This window comes from Ercella succinigenes, from assembly GCF_900002895.1.
Genome location: NZ_CDHP01000072.1, coordinates 80,123 through 101,449, shown reverse-complemented (window position 1 = coordinate 101,449; position 21,327 = coordinate 80,123). Strand labels below are relative to the sequence as shown.

Sequence of the window (21,327 nt, the reverse complement as noted above, 5' to 3'; positions counted from 1 at the left end):
GTTACTCCTCCTCCAGCCAAAATAGTTGATCAAGGGACTTATTCAGCACCTGACATAATTTTAGACCTAAAGCTATGGTGGGATTGTATTTTTCCTTCTCTATAAGCCCTATTGTTTGTCTTGTTACACCAACCCTTTCAGCAAGTTCCTCCTGGGTAAGTTGACTTTCAATGCGGCTTAGTTTAACGCTATTCTTAACTATAAAAATCACCTCGGTTTAAAAACTAAATGCAATATATATGTTACATAGAATTGTAATATATATATTGCATAAGGTCAAGAATCAGTATTTATGTTTACTTATGATCTCAAATATCGACAACAATGGCATGGCTATTATTAGACCTGATGTTAAGAATTTTTCAAAAAAATACTTAACATGGAATATACATACTGTTAACATACAAAGTCTTTATCTGTACATCAGGAACTAATATTCTGTTTACTAATATAAAGAAAAAATTATTACTATGGATATTCAACTTTTGTTAGTTGTCGAGGTGAAACTATGTTAAAAGTTCTTTTTGTTTGTATTCATAATTCAGCAAGAAGCCAGATGGCTGAAGCGTTTTTAAATCGATTGGGCAAAGATAAATTTATTGCTGAAAGTGCTGGTATAGAACCAGGCAATATAAATCCTATAGTTGTCAGGTCAATGGCAGAGATAGGTTATGATATTTCAAAAAAACCTACAAATTCGGTATTTGAATTTTTCAAAGAAGGACGAAAGTATGATATCGTAATAAAGGTATGTGATCAGGCAAGCGGACAAAAATGTCCGATATTTCCTTCTTCACCAATGACACTAATTTGGAGTTTTGCAGACCCTGCTACTTTTACAGGAACTGACATCGAAAAACTAGCTATGACAAACACTTTAAGAGATCAAATAAAAGTAAGAATTGAGGAATTTATAAGGGTTTTCAATATTGATAAATAATGAAAACTCCCCCATGGCATACGTTTTTATTACAAAGGAAATTTTTTCTGATAATCAGTCTAATAAAGATGTCTCTTATGACTCTGGCAAGTGCACGAAACATGTTTTTTTTGACATGAATCATATTTCCGGATTAGTTTTTGTGTTAAAATTAGCTCGGAAAATTGGTGTTAAAAAAGGCGGATATATTTATGCTGCAAATTGCATTATGTGATGACAATATTAATGAGCTATCAAATATGATACAGCTAATTACCTTATATAAATCCTCAAAAAATTTTAATTTCGAATATGCAGTATTTACAAACGGAATCGAACTGATTTCTGTTTTGGAAAGTTATTCTGTAAATGCAATTAATTATGTTTTGAAGTATGATTGCGCAGGGAAAAGCACGCGAAATCAAGCAAAAATATCTTAATTATCATATGGAGGCTTAGAATATAAATGATAGAAACTTTTGTTGAATTTTCTCGATATTTCGTAGCCTTATTGTTTGGTGTTGCTGTCGCCGTTAATTTTGCAGGCATGGCTCGTATATGGAAAAATTATTTAGTTGTAGCATGTTTTACAGTGATTTTGTTTGTTTGGCAGGTAATCTGTTTAATGATCTGGGGCATGAGCATAACGATAAAAATCTATCCCTTGCTTTCTCATCTACCGGTTGCTGTTCTTATCGTTGTGTTTTTGAAGCGTACATGGCTGATTTCACTAACAAGTATGTTTGTTTCTTTTTTGTGTTGCCAACCTCCGCGTTGGATCGGTGCTGTTACAGGTGAAATCTTCGACAGTGCCGCTATGGATCACATTGGTTATATTGCGACAGCTTTTCTGATGTTCTTTTTGTTGCAAAAATATGTTTTTGACTCTGCCAGACATCTAATGGAGAGATCTGTAAAATCCTGTTTGCTTTTTGGTGTAATACCCGCATTTTACTACCTCTTTGATTATATCTCTGTATATACCAATTATATTTACAGTGGGACACGAACGGCTTTACAATTCATACCTTTTGTAACAGCTACCTTTTATTTTATATTTGTTCTCATCTACTATGTTGAAACGCAAAAACAATCAAATCTTCAAAGGGAACGGGATATGCTGGATATACAGTTTCGGCAGGCCCAAATAGAATTTGCTTCCTTAAGGCAAATTCAGCAAAATGCTATGGCCTATAGGCATGATATGCGCCACCATTTCTCCCTTTTACAGAGTTTGGCTTCAGAAGAACGCATAGAAGATATCCGAGAATATCTGCAAACTGCCCAATCCGATATTGATGCCATTACCCCTGTAAGATTTTGCAAAAATGAAACCGTAAATCTGATCTTATCCGCTTTTGTTAAAAAAGCCCGACAAGCGGAAATCCAATTAAATATAGAAGCCAGGCTACCTGCTGTTCTATCATTTAGCGACACCGAGATTTGTTCTTTACTGTCAAATGCCTTAGAAAATTCCATACATGCTTCAAAAGATATTCCTGACAAAAACAAACGAATTATCCAGCTGCGTATTTATTCCAAAAACAACAAACTTTGCATTGATATCCGCAACAGATATCAAATAGAGCCGCTATTTATTAATGGTTTCCCAGTAACAAAAGAACAGGGACATGGTTTTGGTACAAAAAACATGGCTCATATAACTGAAAAGCATGGAGGCGTATACAATTTTTTTGTCAAAGATGGCTGGTTTATTTTCCAGGCAGCTGCATAGTTGCCAAGCCCAGCAGCTATTCACGGGAAAGAAAGTTTAGGTTATACTCAGTCTTATGCCAAAATTATTTATGTTATTTAATATGGAGGCTTTTACATGAGTTTTACGTATAAACATACCATCTATGCAAGTTTTACCGGTTATATCGTACAGGCGATAATAAATAATTTTATACCACTGTTATTTCTTACTTTCCAGACAAGTTATGGTATACCTTTGTCTAAAATCACTTTGCTCGTCACTTTCAATTTTGGTTTTCAGTTAATCGTTGATTTACTAGCAGCAGGATTTGTTGACAAAATCGGTTACAGAATTTCGATCGTTGCTGCACATATATTTGCAGCTGCCGGCCTTGTCTCATTAACCTTCCTGCCACAGCTGTTTGCAGATCCATTTTACGGATTGCTGATAGCCGTTTTGATCTATGCCGTAGGCGGCGGACTGTTGGAAGTATTAGTAAGTCCGATAGTTGAGGCTTGTCCAACAGATAATAAGGAATCTGTTATGAGTCTGCTGCACTCTTTTTATTGCTGGGGGCATGTGGGTGTTGTCTTAGTTTCAACTTTGTTTTTTGCAGTTGTAGGTATTGATAAATGGCATTATCTAGCAATCTTCTGGGCTTTAGTACCACTTGCAAATACATTTTTCTTCTCAAAAGTACCAATCAGACATGTGATCGCACATGATAAACGTGGTTTCTCTCTTAAACAGCTACTGGTTAATAAGGTTTTCTGGATAATGATACTTATGATGATTGCCGCCGGAGCCAGTGAGCAAGCAGTAAGTCAATGGGCATCGGCATTTGCCGAAAGCGGTCTTGGCGTTGATAAAACAATCGGTGATTTGACCGGACCAATGATGTTCGCAATTATGATGGGGATTTCTCGGTTGTTTTATGGCAAATATGGCAACAAAATAAAACTACAGAGATTTATGATATTAAGCGGTTTAGTCTGTTTTGGCAGTTATCTGATTATCTCTCTTTCTCCATGGCCTTTTGTCAGTTTGATCGGCTGTGCCATCTGCGGTCTGTCGGTTGGAATAATGTGGCCGGGCAGCTTTAGTACAGCCGCACGCAATATACCGCTCGGAGGTACAATGATGTTTGCATTTCTTGCCTTAGCAGGTGATGTCGGTTGTGCTGCCGGCCCCACTCTTGTCGGGATGATGTCCAGCATTTTCAATAATGATCTAAAAAAAGGAATATTAACAGCAATTGTTTTTCCCGTTTTACTGCTAATTGGTTTAATACTTAACAAGAGATCAATTAAGAAAGCCGACACAGATTTTTAGATTAAACTTCAGTCAAATAAGCGTAACCTATATATAGGTTACGCTTATTTTTGCATAAAATGATAAAATGACTCCAAGAGAGCAATTAGACAATATCAGACTGGAATTTAGAAGCATAGTCAGAAAATTGGCTTTCTAGGAGGTTTTAGATATGAATATCAGTAATCTAAACAATAATGATAAAAGAAAAGCTCTATGGTTGGGTAGTATTGCAGGAGATGCTTTTGTATTGGGTGGACACTGGATATATGACATACATAAACTTCAGGAAAAATTTCCTGAGTATAACACCCCTCAGGCTCCTTTGCCAGACTCATTTCATAAAAACAGAAAACTTGGTGATCAAACTCACTACGGCGACCAGACACGTCATCTATGGCAGTTTCTGGCAAATAACTCAGGCAATTATGATTCTGCCCTTTACAGAAAAGAATGGATTCGATTTATCTCCAGTTATGACGGGTATATGGATGCAGCCAGCAAAGAGTCATTATCGGCATTGAAAAAAAATCTGCAATTTGGTTCTGCTTCAGATGAGCTTGGCGGTACAGCAAGGTTGGCAGCGATATATTATTGGATTGATAATCCGGAACAGGCATTGTCTGCAGCTATTGATCAGAGTATGATGACACACAATAACAGTCAGGCTACAGCAATAACAGTTATGATAGCCAAAACCTTGGAAACAATTGTTCAAGATAATAAAAAAGATTCAACTCTAACCATTCTTGAATTACTTAACAAAATCAGAATTCAAATGATAGCAGAAGACAAATATGATATGAAGCTAATAAATGATTCTTTCGATGCCGCGATTAAGTTTAAAGACAGTTCTGCTGCATCCATTGCAGAAAAGCTCGGCCAAAGCTGCCATGCCAGACACTCTCTACCGGTTATTTTTGCTGCATTAAAACAACCCGACGATTATCAGAAGGTAATGGAATTGAATGTCAGGGTCGGCGGTGATTCAGCTAGTAGAGCACTGATCCTCGGAGCTTTGCTTGGTGCTAAACTTGGCATCACATCAATCCCTGAAAAATGGATCGATGTGATGCACGATTAAAATAATAGAGTATCGAAAATCAAATATTTTATTGCTTTATTCAGCAATCACTTCTTCAAGTATCGTTAGTACATCTTGATTTTCAAAAGACTTGCAGAAATACTGATAATTCTTATCAAAGGAAGGAGAGTTTTCAAATTTCACATCGGCCATGCAAGATAATTTAAGAAAGTCTTTGGGATCATTGCTTTTAATCAGTGTCATATCTTCAGTAACAAGTCCAGGATCATTTACCTGATAAGCAATCCCTTTATCATCAACTCCTCTTCTTAAAAAGAGTCGATAGGAAGCAATGAAAAAAGCAACTCTTTTCATGTCAGCATCAGCTTCAATCATGGCATCTATAGTTTGTTTAATAAAAACAGGGAATTTGTTAGCTACGTCAAAACATAATCTGGCAAGCTGGTCACTTACCGAATTATTCAGCAAACGTTCCATAAAAGTAATTCTATATTTTTTTATATCAGTTTTGGGTGGGGCTTCCATATAAGGAGTAACATCGCTATCCATATACTGACGCAGATAAGTCTGAATTCTTTGATCCTCAACAGCCTCGTTTACTTTGCGGTACCCCGCCATAAAACCTGGAAAAGAAAGCATCAGGTGCGTAGAATTAACATAACCTAGTTTCATGTTCTCGTATTTTGCCACATCATCAGTAAATTCAACACCAACGCGTTCCCATTCGGGCCGGCCGGCGGCAAAAGAATCCTCTATTACCCATTGTACAAAATCTTCACAATAAACTGGCACAATATCATTCTGTCCTGTTATTTTTTGTAGTTTTTCAATATCTTCCTCAATGGTAGCAGGGGTTATACGGTCTACCATTGAGCTTGGAAAACTAATATTCTCTTTTGCCCATAAATAAACTTTTTCATCGGCTCTTTCAAAGAACGAAAGGAAAGATTCACGGCAGACCTTACCATTATGCGGCAAATTATCACAACTGAGTATAGTAATCGGCCCAGCCTCATTTTCAATTCTTTTTAGTAAACCTGCAGCTACATAACCAAATACGGTCTTTGGATCACCAGGCAAGGTCAGATCATAAATAACATCCTCGTTGGCAAAATCAAATTTTCTTGTTTCTTTATCGAGGTTATACCCTCCTTCGGTTATTGTCAGACTTATAATTTTAATATCTGGGTCTGCGATCTTATTTATTATAGCTTCAGCTTCACGGCTCCCCCACAACAGTTCAACTATTGAACCAATGCGGCGATATTCATTTTCACCTTTTCTTCCAAAAACAGTCAAACCATATTCACAGTTCTGTTTTATTAGTCCCGTGTATATTTTCTCATCTCTTTCAAGGATCATTGCACCACAAATGCCCCATTGTGACTGATCGGAATGTTCAAGCAGAAGATTAGTATAGTATGCCTGATGTGCTCTATGGAAATTACCAACGCCAAAATGCAGTATTCCCGGTTTAACCTGTTTACGGTCATAATTGATTTCGAATGTTTTGATCTTCATATCTCTTTCACCTTTTCCTTTCGGCAAACTACATATCCATAATGGATATAAGATTTTAAAACGGTTCAACTTGCTAAATCAGTCTTTATTCAGAGATTTTATAACAGTCTTTATACCCATGAACATAAATATTTCAACAAGTTATGATTAGACAAAAACTGTAACTTTAAGCCCATATTGATTATATGCTGGTATTATCAATGTTTCAATAGACTTTATTGTTTTTATGCACACAATTTTTCACATCTTTTTGTTAACACATAATCATAAGTTGTTTTTTTTGGCAAAATCTTACACGCTAGTGTAATTATCGTGTATTCTATTTTAAAACACAAACTTTAGTGGAGGCAGATCATGAAGAAAAGCCCGGGTCTTTTAAACCTAAAAACTCTAAACAGGAATAATATTTATAATTTTATTTATGATCAACACGAGGTCTCAAAGCAGCAAATAGTGCAGGATCTTAATTTAGGTTTATCAACCGTAAGTCAAAACATAAAACTATTGGAAGATGCCGGTTTGATCGAAAGAAGTGGCAGCTACAATTCAACAGGCGGTCGCAAAGCAAAAATAATCAGGATTGTTAGAAATGCCAGAATATCAATAGGAGTTGGAATTTTAAAAAAATCAATTTATATCGTTGCAGTTAATCTATACGGAGAGATAATACAGTCGACAGTACATGATTTTCAATATGAACATACTTCAGAGTACTATGTTAGATTAAGTAAAATAATCTCTGATTTTGCTGACAATAACGGTTGGAACAAATCAATTATTCTAGGGGTGTCTATCGCAACTCAAGGAACTATCTCGGCTAGTGGCGAATCTATAAATTATGGAAAAATTATGGACAACTATGATATGAAGCTGGCTGATTTTGCTAAACACATTAAATACCCTTGTCATCTTGAGCACGACTCAAAAGCTGCAGCTTATCTGGAGCTATGGAATAATCAAGAGATAAGCAATGCTGTGGTTTTGCTTTTAAATCGCAATTTTGGCGGTTCCCTGATTATAAATAAAAAAATCGTAAACGGTTTACAGATGCATGCCGGTGCAATAGAACATTTATGCATCAGTCGAGACGGACCTAAATGCTATTGTGGCAGTCGTGGTTGTCTGGAAACATATTGTTCAGCTAATGCTTTAGAAGAGGCAGCCGGAATAAGTATCAGGGAGTTTTTCGAAAATCTAAGATGCGAGCAGAAAATTCTGCAGGATATGCCTAATAATATTAACAAAGAAAACATTTTTACCAGCAGTCAGGGGAATCGGATAAATTCAGATTGCGTCAGAATATGGGAGGACTATCTGGATAAGCTTGCTCTGGCAATTAGAAATCTCAGTATAATTATCGACGGCAGTATTATTATTAGCGGGTATCTGGCGCCATTCTTTACTGAAGAAGATATCCTTTTTTTGTTAAAAAAGATTAACAATTTTCCTTTCCCAATGGCAAAAGACCAGCTCATTATTGGTACATATGGGCAATATGCTCCTGCCGTAGGAGCGGCACTTTTCTACTTGAATCAATTCCGCAAATCGGTATAAAGATATTTCAATATTGCTATTCTGAATCCAGTTTTCGATGTTATAATGATTGTATGTCTAATTTTATATCTGATTTTTAATTAAAGCGTGGTGCAAATTGAAAAAAGTCAAAGAGAAGAGTCAAAAAATTTGGAATTTTATATATAATTTTTCAATCGGGAAGATTCTTGTAATCGTCTTTGCTTTTTTTATGTTGCTAGCAATATTCAGTAATGGTTTTCTAGTTTATACACAGTGGTATAAATCGGCAGAGACCACAACCAGAACATTGGCTTCAGATATTAATTATAATATAACAAGACAGCTAGAATCATTTTTCCATGTCCCTTACCATATTAATGAAACAAATCATTTGCTGATCGAAAATAATATCTTTGATATGTCCGATCAGATAATGCGGGAAAAATTTTTTGTTGGTGTTATTAAAACTCACGATGGGCCAGTTTATAGTTTCAGTTATGGCACGGTTAATGGTGAATATTATGGTGCTCGCAGAAACGGAAACGGCGATATAGAAATCATGCGCAATGATTCCAGCACAGGTGGCAACTCCTGGTACTACTCCGTTAATGATGATATGACGGCAGCAGATTTTGCTGTAGATGCAGGTCAGTTTGATGCTCGTACACGTGATTGGTATAAAGCTGCAGCTGACACAGGCAAACCTGTCTTCTCTCCAATATATAAACATTTCGTAATGGACGACCTGACAGTCTCTGCCTCATGGCCGATTTATGATAGTTCCGGCTCTTTGCAAGGCGTCATGGGAACTCACTTGCTGCTTTCAGATATATCTTATTATCTTGAGGAAGCTATGAAAAAAACAAATGGGTTTGCAATAATTTTTGAACAGGATACAAATAGCCTTATTGCAACATCAACCAATAAAGATATCTTTACAGAGAGTTCAGATGGTACCCTTACAAGAAAAACTCTAAATGATATTCAAAACAAAGATATATTAGCTTCATATAATCAATATTTAGAAAAACGTGAAAGTCAGTTTTTATTCAACGGCGTGCAGAATAACCTCTACATAAATGTTGCAGAAATAAATATCAATGGCATCGAATGGATTTTATTGTCTGCTCTCCCTGAATCTTTTTTTATGCAAGATATTTATAAAAGCATGCTCTGGTCTGTTTTGTTATCTTTCTTTGTTTTAACATTATTAATATGGATATATTATTACATGGCAAAAAAACTTGCAAAGCCGGTGTATGAATTATTGGCGACTATTTCTGCTTTTGCAGCCGGCGATTTATCTCAGCGTTTTACTTTTAAGGGCAGTAATGAAATTGGCATGATTTCTAAAAGTTTCAACCATGTTGCAGATGAGATGCAGTCACTTATAGATAATCTGGAAGACAGTGTTCATTCAAGAACCGAAGAGCTAAACGAAAAAAAAGACGAACTGCAATTGATTTTGGATTCCACAGCAGAAGCTATCTTCGGAGTGGATCTAAATGGCAACTGTACTTTTTGCAATATCAGCTGCATTAAACTTCTGGGGTATAAAGATCAAAGTTATTTGATCGGAAAAAATGTGCATCAGCTAATTCATCATTCAAAAAGAGACGGTCGCCCTTTCCCTATAGAGGAATGTAAAATATTCAAGGCTATAAAATCCGGACAAGGCCTACAAGCAGAGGATGAGGTTTTTTGGCGAGCTGACGGCACAACTTTTGACGTTGAGTACAGGTCTTATCCTCAGATAAAAAACGGTGTTATCGTAGGTGGTGTAGTAACCTTTATGGATAATACTGAAAAGAAGCAGCGCAAAGAAGAGATAGATTATTTGAACTGTCACGATCCTTTGACCGGTCTTTATAATAGAAGATGCTTTGAAACTAACAAGGAACGTGTTGATATTCCTGAAAGTTTGCCTTTATCAATAATATTTGCAGATATAAACGGCTTGAAAATGACAAATGATATATTTGGTCATGATGCGGGTGATAAATTAATAAAAACATCTGCCAATATCTTAAAAAATTCATGCCGCGACAAAGATATTATTGCTAGAATAGGTGGCGATGAATTTGTTATTTTGCTGCCAGAAACCAACAGTGCAAGTACAGAATCTATAATAAAAAGGATCAGAGAAGAATTTCAGGCAACCAAGTTAGATGCAATTAAGTGCAGCGTTGCATTAGGGCATGATGTGAAAACGGATCATACACAGTCAATAGAAGAAGTCATGGCCAATGCCGAAAACGCTATGTACAAAGATAAAACCATAAATCGCAAAAGTACCAGCAAAGATTTAATTGATACGGTATTGGAATCTATTCATTTGAAAAGCCAGCGCGAAGAACATCATTCTAGTGCTGTTGCAAAATTATGTGTTGAGATCGGTAAAATTCTCAAAATATCAGAATCCGATTTGGTTAAGCTTGAAAGAGCTGGTTACCTTCATGATATTGGGAAAATCTCACTAAATAATGATCTTTTGCTTAGCGACAAACTAGTTTCTGAAGAGGAAGCCGCTATTCAGCAACATGCAATTGTAGGATATCGATTACTGAATTTATTTGATGATACACTTGATATTGCCGAATATATCTATAATCATCACGAGAGCTGGGATGGCAAGGGTTATCCTCGAGGAATCAAAGGTGAACAAATTCCTTTGATTTCAAGAATTATTTCAGTAGCTGAAGTATATGATCGAGTTCTCAACAAAGGAATTGAACCTATTGAAAAACGCAAGCAAAAAGCTCTTGAAATTATCATAAAAGATTCAGGAATAAGATTCGATCCTAAGGTTGTAGACGCTTTTGTTAAGCTAATGGAACAATAGAAAAGGATTTTCTGTTTCATTAATGACAGCCCTCAAAACACCAGGAGGTAGCATGGAGCGAATAGTAGTAGTTGCTTTATTGAATAATGTGGCTCTTTTACTTGTACTGTCTGTTATATATGAAATAACATATTTCATTCCTCAAAAACACCGTAAAATAAGACCTTTTTTCAGCGGTCTTCTTATCGCCGGCATATGTGTCGCTATCAATGAGTATGCCTTTTACCCTGCAGCCCGGCATAGTTTATGATGCCAGATCAATTCTAATAAGCATCACAGGGCTTATTTTTGGACCAATCCCCACAATTATCACGGCTATAACTGCTGTCATGTACAGATTGATCGGCGGCGGTGCAGGGGCTGTGCCTGGTGTAGCTGTAATAATATCTAGTGCTATTATAGGCCTTGCCTGGCGTCAATGGATATATCCCAAATCAAAAAAATTAAAATGGGTAAGCGTTTATCTGATGAGTGTGCTGGTTCATATTGTAATGATTTTATGTATGCTTTTGCTGCCCTACCCTGTTAATATTAATGTCATTAAAAATATAACCGCACCTGTAATGCTGATATATCCTGTTGCTTCCGTTATATTAAATCTGTTGTTACAGCGCCAGCAGGAAATAAGAAAAGCGCAGAAGGATTTGAAGCAATCAGAGGAAAAATATAGACAGATTACTGAAAATATAACTGATGTGGTTTGGACGACTGATCTGAATTTGAAATCAACTTTTATAAGCCCTTCAATCGAAAAATTACTGGGAGAAAGTATCGAAAAACATATAGGTCGTTCTCTTAAAGAAAAATTCCCTCCTGCTTCTCTAGCTAAAATTCATGATATTTTAGCTGAAGAAATCAAGTACGACAGCCAACGCGACAAAGACAGAACTCGTATTATTGAACTAGAGCAATATCGTGCAGACGGAACTATTATCTGGGTAGGTATGAATATTTCTATGATACGGGATCTATCAGATCAACCAATTGGTTTTCTTGGTGTTTCAAGAGATATAACTATGTTGAAAAAAGCACAAGAAGAGCTCCAATACCTTATTGATCACGATGATCTTACAGGAATTTATAATCGCAGAAGATATGAAAAAGAGGTAAAACGTCTCAATAACGAAGATGCTTTACCATTATCTATTGTCATTGTTGATATAAATGGTCTAAAACTTATCAATGATTCTTTTGGCATATCTGAAGGTGATAAAATCATATCAACATCAGCAAATATAATCAGTAATTGTTGTAAGGAAGATTATATTCTCGCTCGAACAGGTGGAGATGAGTTTAGCATTCTTATGCCTAAAAAGGATAACCCATCAGCTGTTGCTCTTATAAACTCAATCCAAACAGCATGTGACCGGTACAATTCTGAGATTTCAAATGAAGCTTACCATATCAGCCTTGCATTTGGCACTGAAACAAGAAAAGTATTAACAGACGATTTCATACAAGTCCATAAAAGAGCCGAGGACTTTCTAAAGCAGAGCAAATTACTCAAAAAAAATAGTGCTAACAGTGCCATAATTACTTCAATTAGAGCGGCAATGCAAGAAAAGAGTTTTGAAACCGAGGAACATTCAGCAAGACTTGCGTATTTAGCAAAAAAAGTAGGGGCAAAATTAAGATTATCTCAAATAGAACTCGACCATATTGAACTTCTATCAACGCTTCATGATATAGGCAAAATAGGTGTGTCGGAAAGCATTTTAAAAAAGCCGGGCAAATTAACGCAGGAAGAATGGATCGAAATGAAAAAGCATCCCGAAATAGGATATAGAATAGCCATGACATCTCCAAACCTGGCTCCTATAGCAACATACATTCTTTGTCACCATGAAAGATGGGACGGCAAAGGATATCCACAAGGTTTGCATGGCAAAGAAATCCCTTTGCTTTCAAGAATTATTGCCGTAGTAGACGCATATGATGCTATAACGTCTGATCGAGTATACAGCAAAGCAAGATCGTCAAAAGAAGCAATAGAAGAAATCAAAAAAAGTTCCGGCACACAATTTGATCCTGATATTGCACAAATATTTATTAGTATTCTGGAAGATGAAACAGCAAATTAGAAAAGGATTTGAACATGTTTTTATCAGATAATAGTAGTAAATCAAAGCAAATACTAACCGTGACTGTTTCTGTGATAATTGTTGTCTTGTTATGCAGCATGTATTTGCTTTTCGAGTGGCAAAGATATCAAAATATGGCTTCACATGAAGCTATTCAATTAGCTAAATCTATGGAAGCACTTCTACAATACGAACAAATATCTGAATTGTCAGGGTCAAACGAAGATCTGATAAAATCTGATTATAATTTGCTCAAACGCAGTTTAGAAGACCTAAAAAACACATCGAACAGGATTTATTTTGCATATCTATTGAAAGAGCAAAATGATCATTTAATACTTCTTGTAGATTCGGAGCCTCCAGGTTCTGATGATTATTCGCCTCCAGGTCAGATTTTTCACGAAGCAGAGGATGACTACTGGCAACCTTTTATTACAGGAGAAACAATTATAACCTCGCCTGTAACCGATCGTTGGGGAACATGGATCAGCGCTCTTGCCCCGATAAAAGATCCAAACAGCAAAGAGGTTATTGCTGTTTTGGGGATAGATTTTTCAGCTTCCGAGTGGCAGTTGAATCTATGGGAGCAGATGATACCTGATATTATTGTTGTCTTTTGCATCATCATCATTTCTCTTGCTTTTGTCCTTATGAAGACACAACGCGAAGATCTAAAAAAACTCAACGACAAAATAATAATGGATGAAATTTTATATAGAAGTGTTTTTGAACAAGCACCAATAGGTATTGCTCTGGTGCACAATGAAAATTTTGTATCTCAGTCAGAAACAGGAAAGTCAAATATTAATCCAATTTTTGAAAACATTTTGGGCAGAACCAGACAAGAGCTTGAAGGGCTCAAGTGGACAGAAATAACACATCCTGACGATCTAGAGGAAGATATCAATAACTTCAAGAAATTCAAGGAAAATCAAAAAAATTTCTATTCCATGGAAAAAAGATTTATAAAACCCGATGGATCAAGCGTCTGGACAAATATGAGTGTTTCTCCAATTATCGGTTCTTCCAATAAAAACGATGTGCACCTTTGTCTTTTACAAGATATATCTGCACGCAAACTAGCAGAAAGTCATTTAACAGAAAGTGAAAGAAGCAAATCCGTATTGCTCGCTCACCTTCCAGGCATGGCTTATAGCTGCAAGTATGATTCCGAATGGACAATGCTTTTTGTTTCAGAAGGCTGTTATGAACTTACAGGATACACACCGGACAGACTTATATATAACAGAGACCTATCTTTTAACGATTTAATATCGCCACAATACCGCGAAATTTTAAGCGAAGAATGGAGACGTGTAATCAAAGAAAAAGTGTCTTTTAAGTATGAATATGAAATAATAACAGCTTCAGGCGAAAGGAAATGGGTTTTAGAAATGGGGGAACCCATTTATGATGAACAAAGCAATGTTAAAGTTCTTGAAGGTATAGTTCTCGATATTTCAGACAGAAAAGGAATCGAAGATCAACTTAAGCATCTGCTTAACCGTACACAGTCTATGATTGATAACCACGAAGCATCTATGCTGCTTATTGAACCTTCATCAGGTAAGATAATAGAAGCAAACAAAGCTGCTTCAAGCTTTTACGGATATTCAAAAGAAGAGCTGCTTAACATGACAATTCAGGATATAAACACTTTGTGCAAAGAAGAGATCAGCGATTTGCAAAAAGATAAATTTAATGACAAAAAAAAGAAATTCACATTCCCACACCGATTAAAAAGTGGAGAAATAAAGATTGTTGATGTTTACAGTACACCTATAGAGTATGATCAGCATAAGGTGCTTTTTTCAATAATTTTCGATGTAACTAAAAGAGAAGAAATAGCAAAACAAAACGAATTTCTGGCATACCATGATTTTTTGACAGGACTTTATAATAGAAGATTTTTTGAAGAAGATTTTGAACGCAGAAGTGATAAAGGAGACTTCCCTATTGCTATTCTGGTGGGAGACATGGATGGTTTCAAAATTTTTAATGATACCTTTGGACATTTTGAAGGCGATAGAATTTTGAAAGTTGCAGGAGATAGAATAAAGTCTATCATCGGCAAAAATGATGTGCTTGCACGTATAGGCGGAGATGAGTTTGCTATTATTGTATCAGGCCAAACCGAAACTGAAATAAAAAAATATCTGGATAGATTAAATCTGCTTTTTGAGGATAGTTCAGAAAATTCTAAAAAAGAGGAATTAATTACAATTTCTTGGGGCTATGGAATACAAAGAGATTCTAAGGATTCTTTGGACAAGGTGTTTGAAGAAGCTGAGGCATTTATGTATAACAGAAAATTTTATAGTTCTAAAAGTATCAGAAGTAACACAATTGATATTATCATGGATACTCTGTTTACCAAAAGTGAAAGGGAAAAGATGCATTCAGAGCGAGTAGGTATACTAGCTGAGAAAATTGCCCAAAAAATGAATTTGAAGAAATCTGAGTCTGATAAAATAAGAGTAGCAGGATATCTTCATGATATAGGGAAAATAGGCATCGATGAACCTGTACTTAATAAACCTTACCCTCTTGATGATAACGAATGGGAAATGATGAAATTACACCCTGCCAAAGGAGCAGCGATTCTTGAAAATACTACCGAATACAAAGATATCGCCTATATCGTTTTATCCCATCATGAAAGGTATGACGGAACAGGCTACCCTAACGGGATAAAAGCTAAGGAAATTCCTTTGGGTGCAAGAATAATAGCCATTGCAGATTCCTTTGACGCTATTACCAATGAAAGACCGTATAGAAAAGCAGTAGATCAGGTAACTGCTGCAAATGAGCTGAAAAAATATTCCGGCAAGCAATTTGATCCTGAAATTGTTTCTGTTTTAATTGACATTCTAAACTAGCGCAAAAAAGCACATCATAAAAAACTGGGAGGCAAATCTTATGAAAGCATTAAACCACATTCAAACTTTTTCTTTCGCCTTTGTGATTGCCATAGTAATCATTATTTTATTCATTGTGTTATTAATTAAACGGTCAGCAACCAATACCTCAAAAGACAGTGATACACCTTGGCCACTGGGAGTTAATAATAATTTTTTGTCAGCAGCAGAGCAATCTTTTTTCGGTGTGTTAAGGCAAATTACAGGAAACAATTATCTAATATGTCCAAAGGTTAATCTCGGGGATGTCTTATTCATTCAAAAGGGTATAGATAGAAGCCTTAGACAATCACTACTTAATCGAATAAACAGAAAACACATTGATTTTATACTCCTGGATCCTCTGTCACTATCTCCTGTTTTAGCAATCGAGCTAGATGATAGCTCTCACCAAAAGATCAGCGCACAAAAAAGAGACGAGGTAAAAGACAGGGCATTAAAAGATGCAAATTTAAAGCTTGTGCGGATTCCGGTAAAAACTACATATAATATCCACGAATTAACAGATTTAATTGCAGCAGAACTTTTGACTGTTCAATCTAATGATGAATCTATAATTAAAGAACAACAAAACGAAGAAAGTGCTGGAGAATTTTCAGACAACAATAAAACTAATATCGACGCCCAGCAAACAGTAATTTGCCCTAAATGCAATATCGAAATGGTAAAAAGAAAAGCCTCAAGAGGTAGTAAGGCAGGACAATCATTCTGGGGCTGCCCTAATTTCCCCAATTGCCGTGAAACTAAACAAGATATTGCTAATTAGTCAGCAACCACTTTAACAACGAACTTCCTTTGTCTTGGCCCATCAAATTCGCAAAAGTATACACCTTGCCATGTTCCTAATAAAATTTTCTCCTCCTCTAGCAAAATAGTGCAGGAAGAACCCATAGCTGAGGCTTTTAGATGTGCTGTTGAATTGCCTTCGTAATGGCGAAAAGCCGTTTGCTCAGGATATGCTTTATTCAGTCCTATCAGAATGTCATGTACAACATCTGGATCAGCATTTTCATTTATTGTGATACCAGCGGTTGTGTGTGGTATGAAAACATGAACAATTCCAGACTGAACTCTAGTCTCAGACACAAAATCTCTGATTTGCTGTGTTATGTCAATCATGCAATTTTCACATGGTGTATTAATTACAAAACTTTTTTTCACTTCAATCCCTCCCTCATAATTATTTTTACCTAAGTTTGATCAATCCAATTACTAATTCATCAAATACTATTTTCTAATAAATCTATAACGTCCACTAAGAAGTTTTGGATTATCTACTCGCTCAACTGTAATAACTTCTTTGTTTAAGCGATAGTTATATGAAGACTGGTTTTCCAATTTAGTCAGCATTTCAATTAATTCCGGCAACGGTTTCTTTTCAAAAACAAATACACGTATTGTTCCATAAAAATATGTATTGCCGGTTTCATGATAATCATCACCATGAATTCGTATATACATATTTGCTAATTCCGGTGTTATACTTTTCGGAAGATTGTTGTCATCATATTTTTTAACAAATATTTTCTTGTTCAAATTTTTTCTCCTTATCAACTGGATGTATATTATCAAAAAAACTTTGGGCGTATCTATAATATCACAAATTACATATAGTCTCTGACAAATTCAAAACCACTTGATATATTGACACATTGACATGTATCGATATAAAGTTTATTATCATATTGGCTTTCGTAATGTTGATATTCTTTTTTTATGCAGCTCTTTAATATGTTCTAATTTAATTTGCCGCTAAAAATTAACTTTTTTAATATACTAAATCGTTCAAATTGAGTGAGGAGCAGCAAATAAAATGCAAGGTATAAAAACCATCTGGGACTTTATTCAAAATCAAATATTGGGGATGGACTGGCTTTATGATTCAGTTAGCAAACTGTTATCGGTCTTGAGACTAGATCTTAACAACCGATGGGTTGGCAGTTTGCATTTTTTTATTTACGATGTAATCAAAATTACTATTCTTTTGTGCTCTTTAATTTTTATGATCAGTTATATTCAAAGTTTTTTCCCTCCTGAACGCAGCCGGAATATTCTTGGTCGTTTTCATGGTATAGGTGCTAATACAATGGCTGCCCTGCTAGGAACAGTTACACCTTTTTGCTCCTGTTCTTCGATTCCGCTTTTTATTGGATTCACATCGGCAGGGCTTCCTCTGGGAGTAACTTTTTCCTTTCTTATTTCATCTCCTATGGTTGATCTTGGTTCATTAATTCTTCTGATGAGTATATTTGGACCAAAGGTAGCCATAATTTATGTCATAGTAGGACTAATTATCGCAATTTTTGGGGGATCCTTAATTGAAAAGCTTAAAATGGAAAAACATGTTGAAAGTTTCATTATAAACGCGGGCAGCACTGATATAAACTCGCCAGAACTGACAAAAAAAGACAGACTTATTTTTGCTAAAGATCAGATGATTTCAACTTTTAAAAAGGTCATGCCATATGTGCTTATAGGTGTAGGTATTGGTGCAGCTATCCATAACTGGATCCCTGAGAATTGGGTTGAAACTGCGCTTGGCAGTAATAATCCTTTAGGAGTAATCATAGCAACAATTATCGGTGTGCCTATGTATGCAGATATTTTTGGTACTATACCCATAGCTGAAGCACTTTTTGCAAAAGGTGCTCAACTGGGTGTTGTTCTGGCTTTTATGATGTCAGTAACTACTCTTTCTTTACCATCAATGATCATGTTACGCCGTGCAGTAAAGCCAAAACTTTTAGCAGTTTTTATTATTATTTGTACAATTGGTATTGTTATCGTTGGCTATCTATTCAATATCTTACAAACACTTCTTGTCTAACATTATGTTTAAGACAAAAATTTAATTGAAAAGGGGAATAAAATCATGAAACTTTTTGGCAGAAAAAGTAAAGAAGAGGCAAACCAATGTTGTTGTAATGGCAACTGCGGCAGCTCAAATGTAGAAAACCCAAATGTAGAGAAAGCTGATTTGAGCTCTAAAGATTTTGCTATTTCTTCTATTAAAGTTCTTGGTAGTGGTTGCTCAAAATGCAATAAACTAGAAGCAGCGGCTTCAGATGCACTTAAACAGCTGGAAATAAAGACCGAAATTGATCATATTACTGATTTTGCTCAAATCGCTGCCTATGGCGTTATGTCTACACCTGCTCTAGTTATAAACAACAAAGTGGTTTCATATGGAAAGGTTCTTAAACCAAATGAAATTATAAAAATAATCAGGGAATTAGAATAATTAAGTGAAAGCTTTAATATCCCCCCACAAAAATCAACTATTTAGTGGGGGGATATAGCTTTTTCAATGTTTTTGTTTTATTTTCTGTTGGCAAAAACTCTTTTAAGGGAAATAAATAGTCCTATCACAACAAGAACTGCTGCTGCAACTATTATTAATATAGTTTGAGTATTATTTTTTTCCGCTTTTTCATCTCCAGCAGAAACAATGGCAGATTCATTTTCTCCCATTAAAAATTCTTCTTCAGCAGAAACTATTTTCATTTCATCTTCGCCAATATCAATATCCTCACCTACTACGGCATCATCAGCTGAAACTATTTTCATTTCTTCTTCACTAATTTCAATATCTTCACCTGCTACAGAACCATCTAGTGGAAGTTCAGTTAGTACTTCTTCTCTTAAATCATTTTCTTCTTGGAGTAATACTTCGTCAATTGAAACTATTTTCATCTCATCATCACTAATTTCAATATTTTCACCTACCACCGCATCTTCTAACAAAATTTCATTTGTTACTCCTTCTACTACATCATACAACTCGATTTCTAAAATCTCTTGTTCAGCAAGCGCAGCTACGGAAAAGCTAAATATTACTGCCAATAATGTGATAACGGAAAGTACTTTTTTCATTTTAAACAACTCCTTTTCATGTGTTCAGTTTTTAAAGTCTCGAGCTTTATATTTGCTTAGACGCAAATTTTTCTAAATTTGTTCCTTATTTGAAATTAATAAGCAAATAAAACTTCATTTAAGGAATAAGTAAATAAAGTCTTCCAGCAGCTAAAGTCGCAAATTTTCAAGTTTCTTATTTAAATTGTAAGCGGCAAAAAAAAAATCAAAAAAATTTTTTCGAAATCTTGTCACAAAATGGTCATCCCGATCGTTATAGTTTATAGAGGCATAAATTTATAAGCGAATTTGAGGAGGATCAAATATGGCTAAAAAGAAATTTTTTTCCTACATCACCGTAATACTATTAACATCATTGTTTCTGTTTATTCCGGTTTTTGCTGATCAAGAAACAATGACAGGGTCTCAAAATGTACTAATTCTGCCGATGTATGATTATACTGCTAATCATTCTACCAGAATAAGTTCAGTTAATGGACAGGTCATCTGTGAAAGTTCAGTTACGGGCTATCAGGGAATCACAACACAGATACACATATCAATGACTCTGGAAAGAAAAGTGCTTTTATGGTGGGTTACAGAAGAGAGCTGGAGTGGAACATTTAACAGCCATCGGGGATCGATGTCAAGAGCCAAGACAGTTGCAAGTGGTACATACCGCGTGAAGAGTGTTTTTACTGTATATAACAATAATAATTATGAAACTATTACCAGTTATAGTTCAGAAATCAGGCACTGATCCTGAGGTATCCAAAGTGAAAAAGCATTATTTGAGTATTCTTATGCTATCCTTATTTTTGTTATTTGTTGTAGTATTCCTCCTTGTCACGAGGGGGAATGCTGTAACTCTGCCTAGCCTAAATAACAATGCAGCTAGGAATCTGAATTCTATAACAGAAAAAGAAATTTTATCGACAATTATAAGTGATTATCCAGAGTTGTTATCATCTGTTGAAAAAAGACCTGATGTTTTTGATTTTAATACAACAGGTTTTTCAGAAATATCTTTTTTGCACCCCGTAAGATTGGTAACACCAGAACATACAAGAAATGATCTGACTAATAATGAAAAATTGTATTCTCTTCATTTTCCTATGGTAGATAAACAAGGCAATATTTTTGCTATTTTTTCTATTGTAAAAACGAATGAAGGTATTCATAGTTCAATCAATGAATATTTTGCTCCTATGCTGAACAAAGCCAAAAATGACGGAATAAAGAAAGTCATAATGCAACAGAATAAAGATGGATTATTCCTGATTGATATAAATAGCAGCTATCAAATAGATTCTCAGCTAATTAAGGTTGATTTATCACCAAATCATCAATTGCCTGATGCCGCAATATCAGAAAACAACTATGTTATTTTGAATCTAATGAAAATAGATATGTTTACTACAGAAAGATTTAACCGGGCGGGCAGCATAAAAATTCACTAATGGCATTTTTGAATATGACGCGGCACAATTATTCATTTTATTTATCACAAAAGCGTGCAACAAGCCAACAACCGACTATTTTTGCAATTGTAAATTATTCAACTTGCATAATTTGTTTGTTTTTGCTTTGTTGCTATTGACCAAAACACATGAACATGGTACGATGA

At 35.4% G+C, this 21,327-nt stretch carries 19 protein-coding genes; 14 read left to right on the top strand and 5 right to left on the bottom strand.

From position 1 onward, the window contains the following. Position 1: 1 nt before the first annotated feature. A complete protein-coding gene (locus AC0KSB_RS15035) occupies positions 2-202 on the bottom strand; it encodes a helix-turn-helix transcriptional regulator (protein WP_472310711.1) in 201 nt (66 codons plus the stop codon). Positions 203-508: 306 nt separating this feature from the next. Here AC0KSB_RS15035 and AC0KSB_RS15030 point away from each other — a divergent pair, with 306 nt between their 5' ends. The 4 genes from AC0KSB_RS15030 to AC0KSB_RS15015 all read left to right on the top strand — a co-directional run bounded on the left by AC0KSB_RS15030 (position 509) and on the right by AC0KSB_RS15015 (position 5,010). Continuing rightward, entirely contained in the window at positions 509-940 is a 432-nt protein-coding gene (locus tag AC0KSB_RS15030) for an arsenate reductase ArsC (RefSeq protein ID WP_472310611.1), read from the top strand. 445 nt (positions 941-1,385) lie between these two features. Continuing rightward, positions 1,386-2,654, top strand: a complete 1,269-nt coding sequence (locus AC0KSB_RS15025) for a sensor histidine kinase (protein ID WP_472310609.1) — start codon at positions 1,386-1,388, stop codon at positions 2,652-2,654. Between the two features lie 96 nt (positions 2,655-2,750). Continuing rightward, positions 2,751-3,947 carry an MFS transporter gene (locus AC0KSB_RS15020; RefSeq protein ID WP_472310607.1) on the top strand — a complete coding sequence of 399 codons (1,197 nt, stop codon included), beginning with the start codon at positions 2,751-2,753 and terminating at the stop codon, positions 3,945-3,947. Positions 3,948-4,098: 151 nt separating this feature from the next. Further along, entirely contained in the window at positions 4,099-5,010 is a 912-nt protein-coding gene (locus AC0KSB_RS15015; RefSeq protein WP_472310605.1) for an ADP-ribosylglycohydrolase family protein, read from the top strand. Positions 5,011-5,046: 36 nt separating this feature from the next. Here the strand turns inward: AC0KSB_RS15015 and AC0KSB_RS15010 are convergent, their stop codons facing one another. Beyond that, positions 5,047-6,492 carry a mannitol dehydrogenase family protein gene (locus tag AC0KSB_RS15010; protein WP_472310603.1) on the bottom strand — a complete coding sequence of 482 codons (1,446 nt, stop codon included), beginning with the start codon at positions 6,490-6,492 and terminating at the stop codon, positions 5,047-5,049. A 354-nt stretch (positions 6,493-6,846) separates the two neighbouring features. Here AC0KSB_RS15010 and AC0KSB_RS15005 point away from each other — a divergent pair, with 354 nt between their 5' ends. The 6 genes from AC0KSB_RS15005 (at position 6,847) to AC0KSB_RS14980 (ending at position 16,614) form a co-directional block, all read left to right on the top strand. Next, the gene (locus tag AC0KSB_RS15005; protein WP_472310601.1) at positions 6,847-8,046 is read left to right on the top strand and encodes an ROK family transcriptional regulator; all 1,200 of its coding nucleotides are present in this window, start codon (positions 6,847-6,849) and stop codon (positions 8,044-8,046) included. A gap of 97 nt (positions 8,047-8,143) precedes the next feature. After that, complete coding sequence (locus tag AC0KSB_RS15000; protein ID WP_472310599.1) at positions 8,144-10,849, top strand: diguanylate cyclase; 2,706 nt, start codon at positions 8,144-8,146, stop codon at positions 10,847-10,849. Between the two features lie 52 nt (positions 10,850-10,901). Then, positions 10,902-11,099 (top strand): hypothetical protein, encoded by a 198-nt coding sequence (locus tag AC0KSB_RS14995; protein ID WP_472310597.1) that lies wholly within the window; start codon positions 10,902-10,904, stop codon positions 11,097-11,099. After that, positions 11,059-12,930 carry an HD domain-containing phosphohydrolase gene (locus tag AC0KSB_RS14990; protein ID WP_472310595.1) on the top strand — a complete coding sequence of 624 codons (1,872 nt, stop codon included), beginning with the start codon at positions 11,059-11,061 and terminating at the stop codon, positions 12,928-12,930. The genes AC0KSB_RS14995 and AC0KSB_RS14990 overlap by 41 nt, the downstream gene beginning before the upstream one ends. A gap of 14 nt (positions 12,931-12,944) precedes the next feature. Further along, positions 12,945-15,809 carry a PAS domain S-box protein gene (locus AC0KSB_RS14985; RefSeq protein WP_472310593.1) on the top strand — a complete coding sequence of 955 codons (2,865 nt, stop codon included), beginning with the start codon at positions 12,945-12,947 and terminating at the stop codon, positions 15,807-15,809. A gap of 40 nt (positions 15,810-15,849) precedes the next feature. After that, positions 15,850-16,614 carry a DUF2726 domain-containing protein gene (locus AC0KSB_RS14980; protein ID WP_472310591.1) on the top strand — a complete coding sequence of 255 codons (765 nt, stop codon included), beginning with the start codon at positions 15,850-15,852 and terminating at the stop codon, positions 16,612-16,614. Here the strand turns inward: AC0KSB_RS14980 and AC0KSB_RS14975 are convergent. Together AC0KSB_RS14975 and AC0KSB_RS14970 are read right to left on the bottom strand one after the other, a co-directional pair. Next, entirely contained in the window at positions 16,611-17,009 is a 399-nt protein-coding gene (locus tag AC0KSB_RS14975) for a secondary thiamine-phosphate synthase enzyme YjbQ (protein ID WP_472310589.1), read from the bottom strand. The genes AC0KSB_RS14980 and AC0KSB_RS14975 overlap by 4 nt on opposite strands. 66 nt (positions 17,010-17,075) lie before the next feature. Then, positions 17,076-17,384: a hypothetical protein gene (locus AC0KSB_RS14970; protein WP_472310587.1), complete on the bottom strand. Its 309-nt coding sequence runs from the start codon at positions 17,382-17,384 to the stop codon at positions 17,076-17,078. 277 nt (positions 17,385-17,661) lie between these two features. Here AC0KSB_RS14970 and AC0KSB_RS14965 point away from each other — a divergent pair, with 277 nt between their 5' ends. Further along, positions 17,662-18,675 (top strand): permease, encoded by a 1,014-nt coding sequence (locus AC0KSB_RS14965; protein WP_472310585.1) that lies wholly within the window; start codon positions 17,662-17,664, stop codon positions 18,673-18,675. Between the two features lie 45 nt (positions 18,676-18,720). Continuing rightward, positions 18,721-19,089 (top strand): thioredoxin family protein, encoded by a 369-nt coding sequence (locus AC0KSB_RS14960; protein WP_472310582.1) that lies wholly within the window; start codon positions 18,721-18,723, stop codon positions 19,087-19,089. Between the two features lie 77 nt (positions 19,090-19,166). Here the strand turns inward: AC0KSB_RS14960 and AC0KSB_RS14955 are convergent, their stop codons facing one another. Then, positions 19,167-19,721 carry a hypothetical protein gene (locus tag AC0KSB_RS14955; protein ID WP_472310580.1) on the bottom strand — a complete coding sequence of 185 codons (555 nt, stop codon included), beginning with the start codon at positions 19,719-19,721 and terminating at the stop codon, positions 19,167-19,169. Positions 19,722-20,025: 304 nt separating this feature from the next. On the opposite strand from AC0KSB_RS14955, the gene AC0KSB_RS14950 reads away from it, so the two are divergent. Together AC0KSB_RS14950 and AC0KSB_RS14945 are read left to right on the top strand one after the other, a co-directional pair. Then, the gene (locus AC0KSB_RS14950) at positions 20,026-20,460 is read left to right on the top strand and encodes a hypothetical protein (RefSeq protein WP_472310578.1); all 435 of its coding nucleotides are present in this window, start codon (positions 20,026-20,028) and stop codon (positions 20,458-20,460) included. A gap of 16 nt (positions 20,461-20,476) precedes the next feature. Then, positions 20,477-21,160, top strand: coding sequence for a hypothetical protein (locus AC0KSB_RS14945; protein WP_472310576.1), 684 nt, complete (start codon positions 20,477-20,479; stop codon positions 21,158-21,160). The last annotated feature ends 167 nt before the right edge of the window (positions 21,161-21,327 follow it).

Bases quoted from the DNA above. Each gene is read 5' to 3' on its own strand.
- AC0KSB_RS14985 (WP_472310593.1), top strand. From the start codon at position 12,945: ATGTTTTTATCAGATAATAGTAGTAAATCAAAGCAAATACTAACCGTG.
- AC0KSB_RS14965 (WP_472310585.1), top strand. From the start codon at position 17,662: ATGCAAGGTATAAAAACCATCTGGGACTTTATTCAAAATCAAATATTG.
- AC0KSB_RS15005 (WP_472310601.1), top strand. From the start codon at position 6,847: ATGAAGAAAAGCCCGGGTCTTTTAAACCTAAAAACTCTAAACAGGAAT.
- AC0KSB_RS14995 (WP_472310597.1), top strand. From the start codon at position 10,902: ATGGAGCGAATAGTAGTAGTTGCTTTATTGAATAATGTGGCTCTTTTA.
- AC0KSB_RS14980 (WP_472310591.1), top strand. From the start codon at position 15,850: ATGAAAGCATTAAACCACATTCAAACTTTTTCTTTCGCCTTTGTGATT.
- AC0KSB_RS14960 (WP_472310582.1), top strand. From the start codon at position 18,721: ATGAAACTTTTTGGCAGAAAAAGTAAAGAAGAGGCAAACCAATGTTGT.
- AC0KSB_RS15020 (WP_472310607.1), top strand. From the start codon at position 2,751: ATGAGTTTTACGTATAAACATACCATCTATGCAAGTTTTACCGGTTAT.
- AC0KSB_RS15025 (WP_472310609.1), top strand. From the start codon at position 1,386: ATGATAGAAACTTTTGTTGAATTTTCTCGATATTTCGTAGCCTTATTG.
- AC0KSB_RS14955 (WP_472310580.1), bottom strand. From the start codon at position 19,721: ATGAAAAAAGTACTTTCCGTTATCACATTATTGGCAGTAATATTTAGC.
- AC0KSB_RS14990 (WP_472310595.1), top strand. From the start codon at position 11,059: ATGAGTATGCCTTTTACCCTGCAGCCCGGCATAGTTTATGATGCCAGA.
- AC0KSB_RS15015 (WP_472310605.1), top strand. From the start codon at position 4,099: ATGAATATCAGTAATCTAAACAATAATGATAAAAGAAAAGCTCTATGG.
- AC0KSB_RS15010 (WP_472310603.1), bottom strand. From the start codon at position 6,492: ATGAAGATCAAAACATTCGAAATCAATTATGACCGTAAACAGGTTAAA.
- AC0KSB_RS14950 (WP_472310578.1), top strand. From the start codon at position 20,026: ATGGCTAAAAAGAAATTTTTTTCCTACATCACCGTAATACTATTAACA.
- AC0KSB_RS15030 (WP_472310611.1), top strand. From the start codon at position 509: ATGTTAAAAGTTCTTTTTGTTTGTATTCATAATTCAGCAAGAAGCCAG.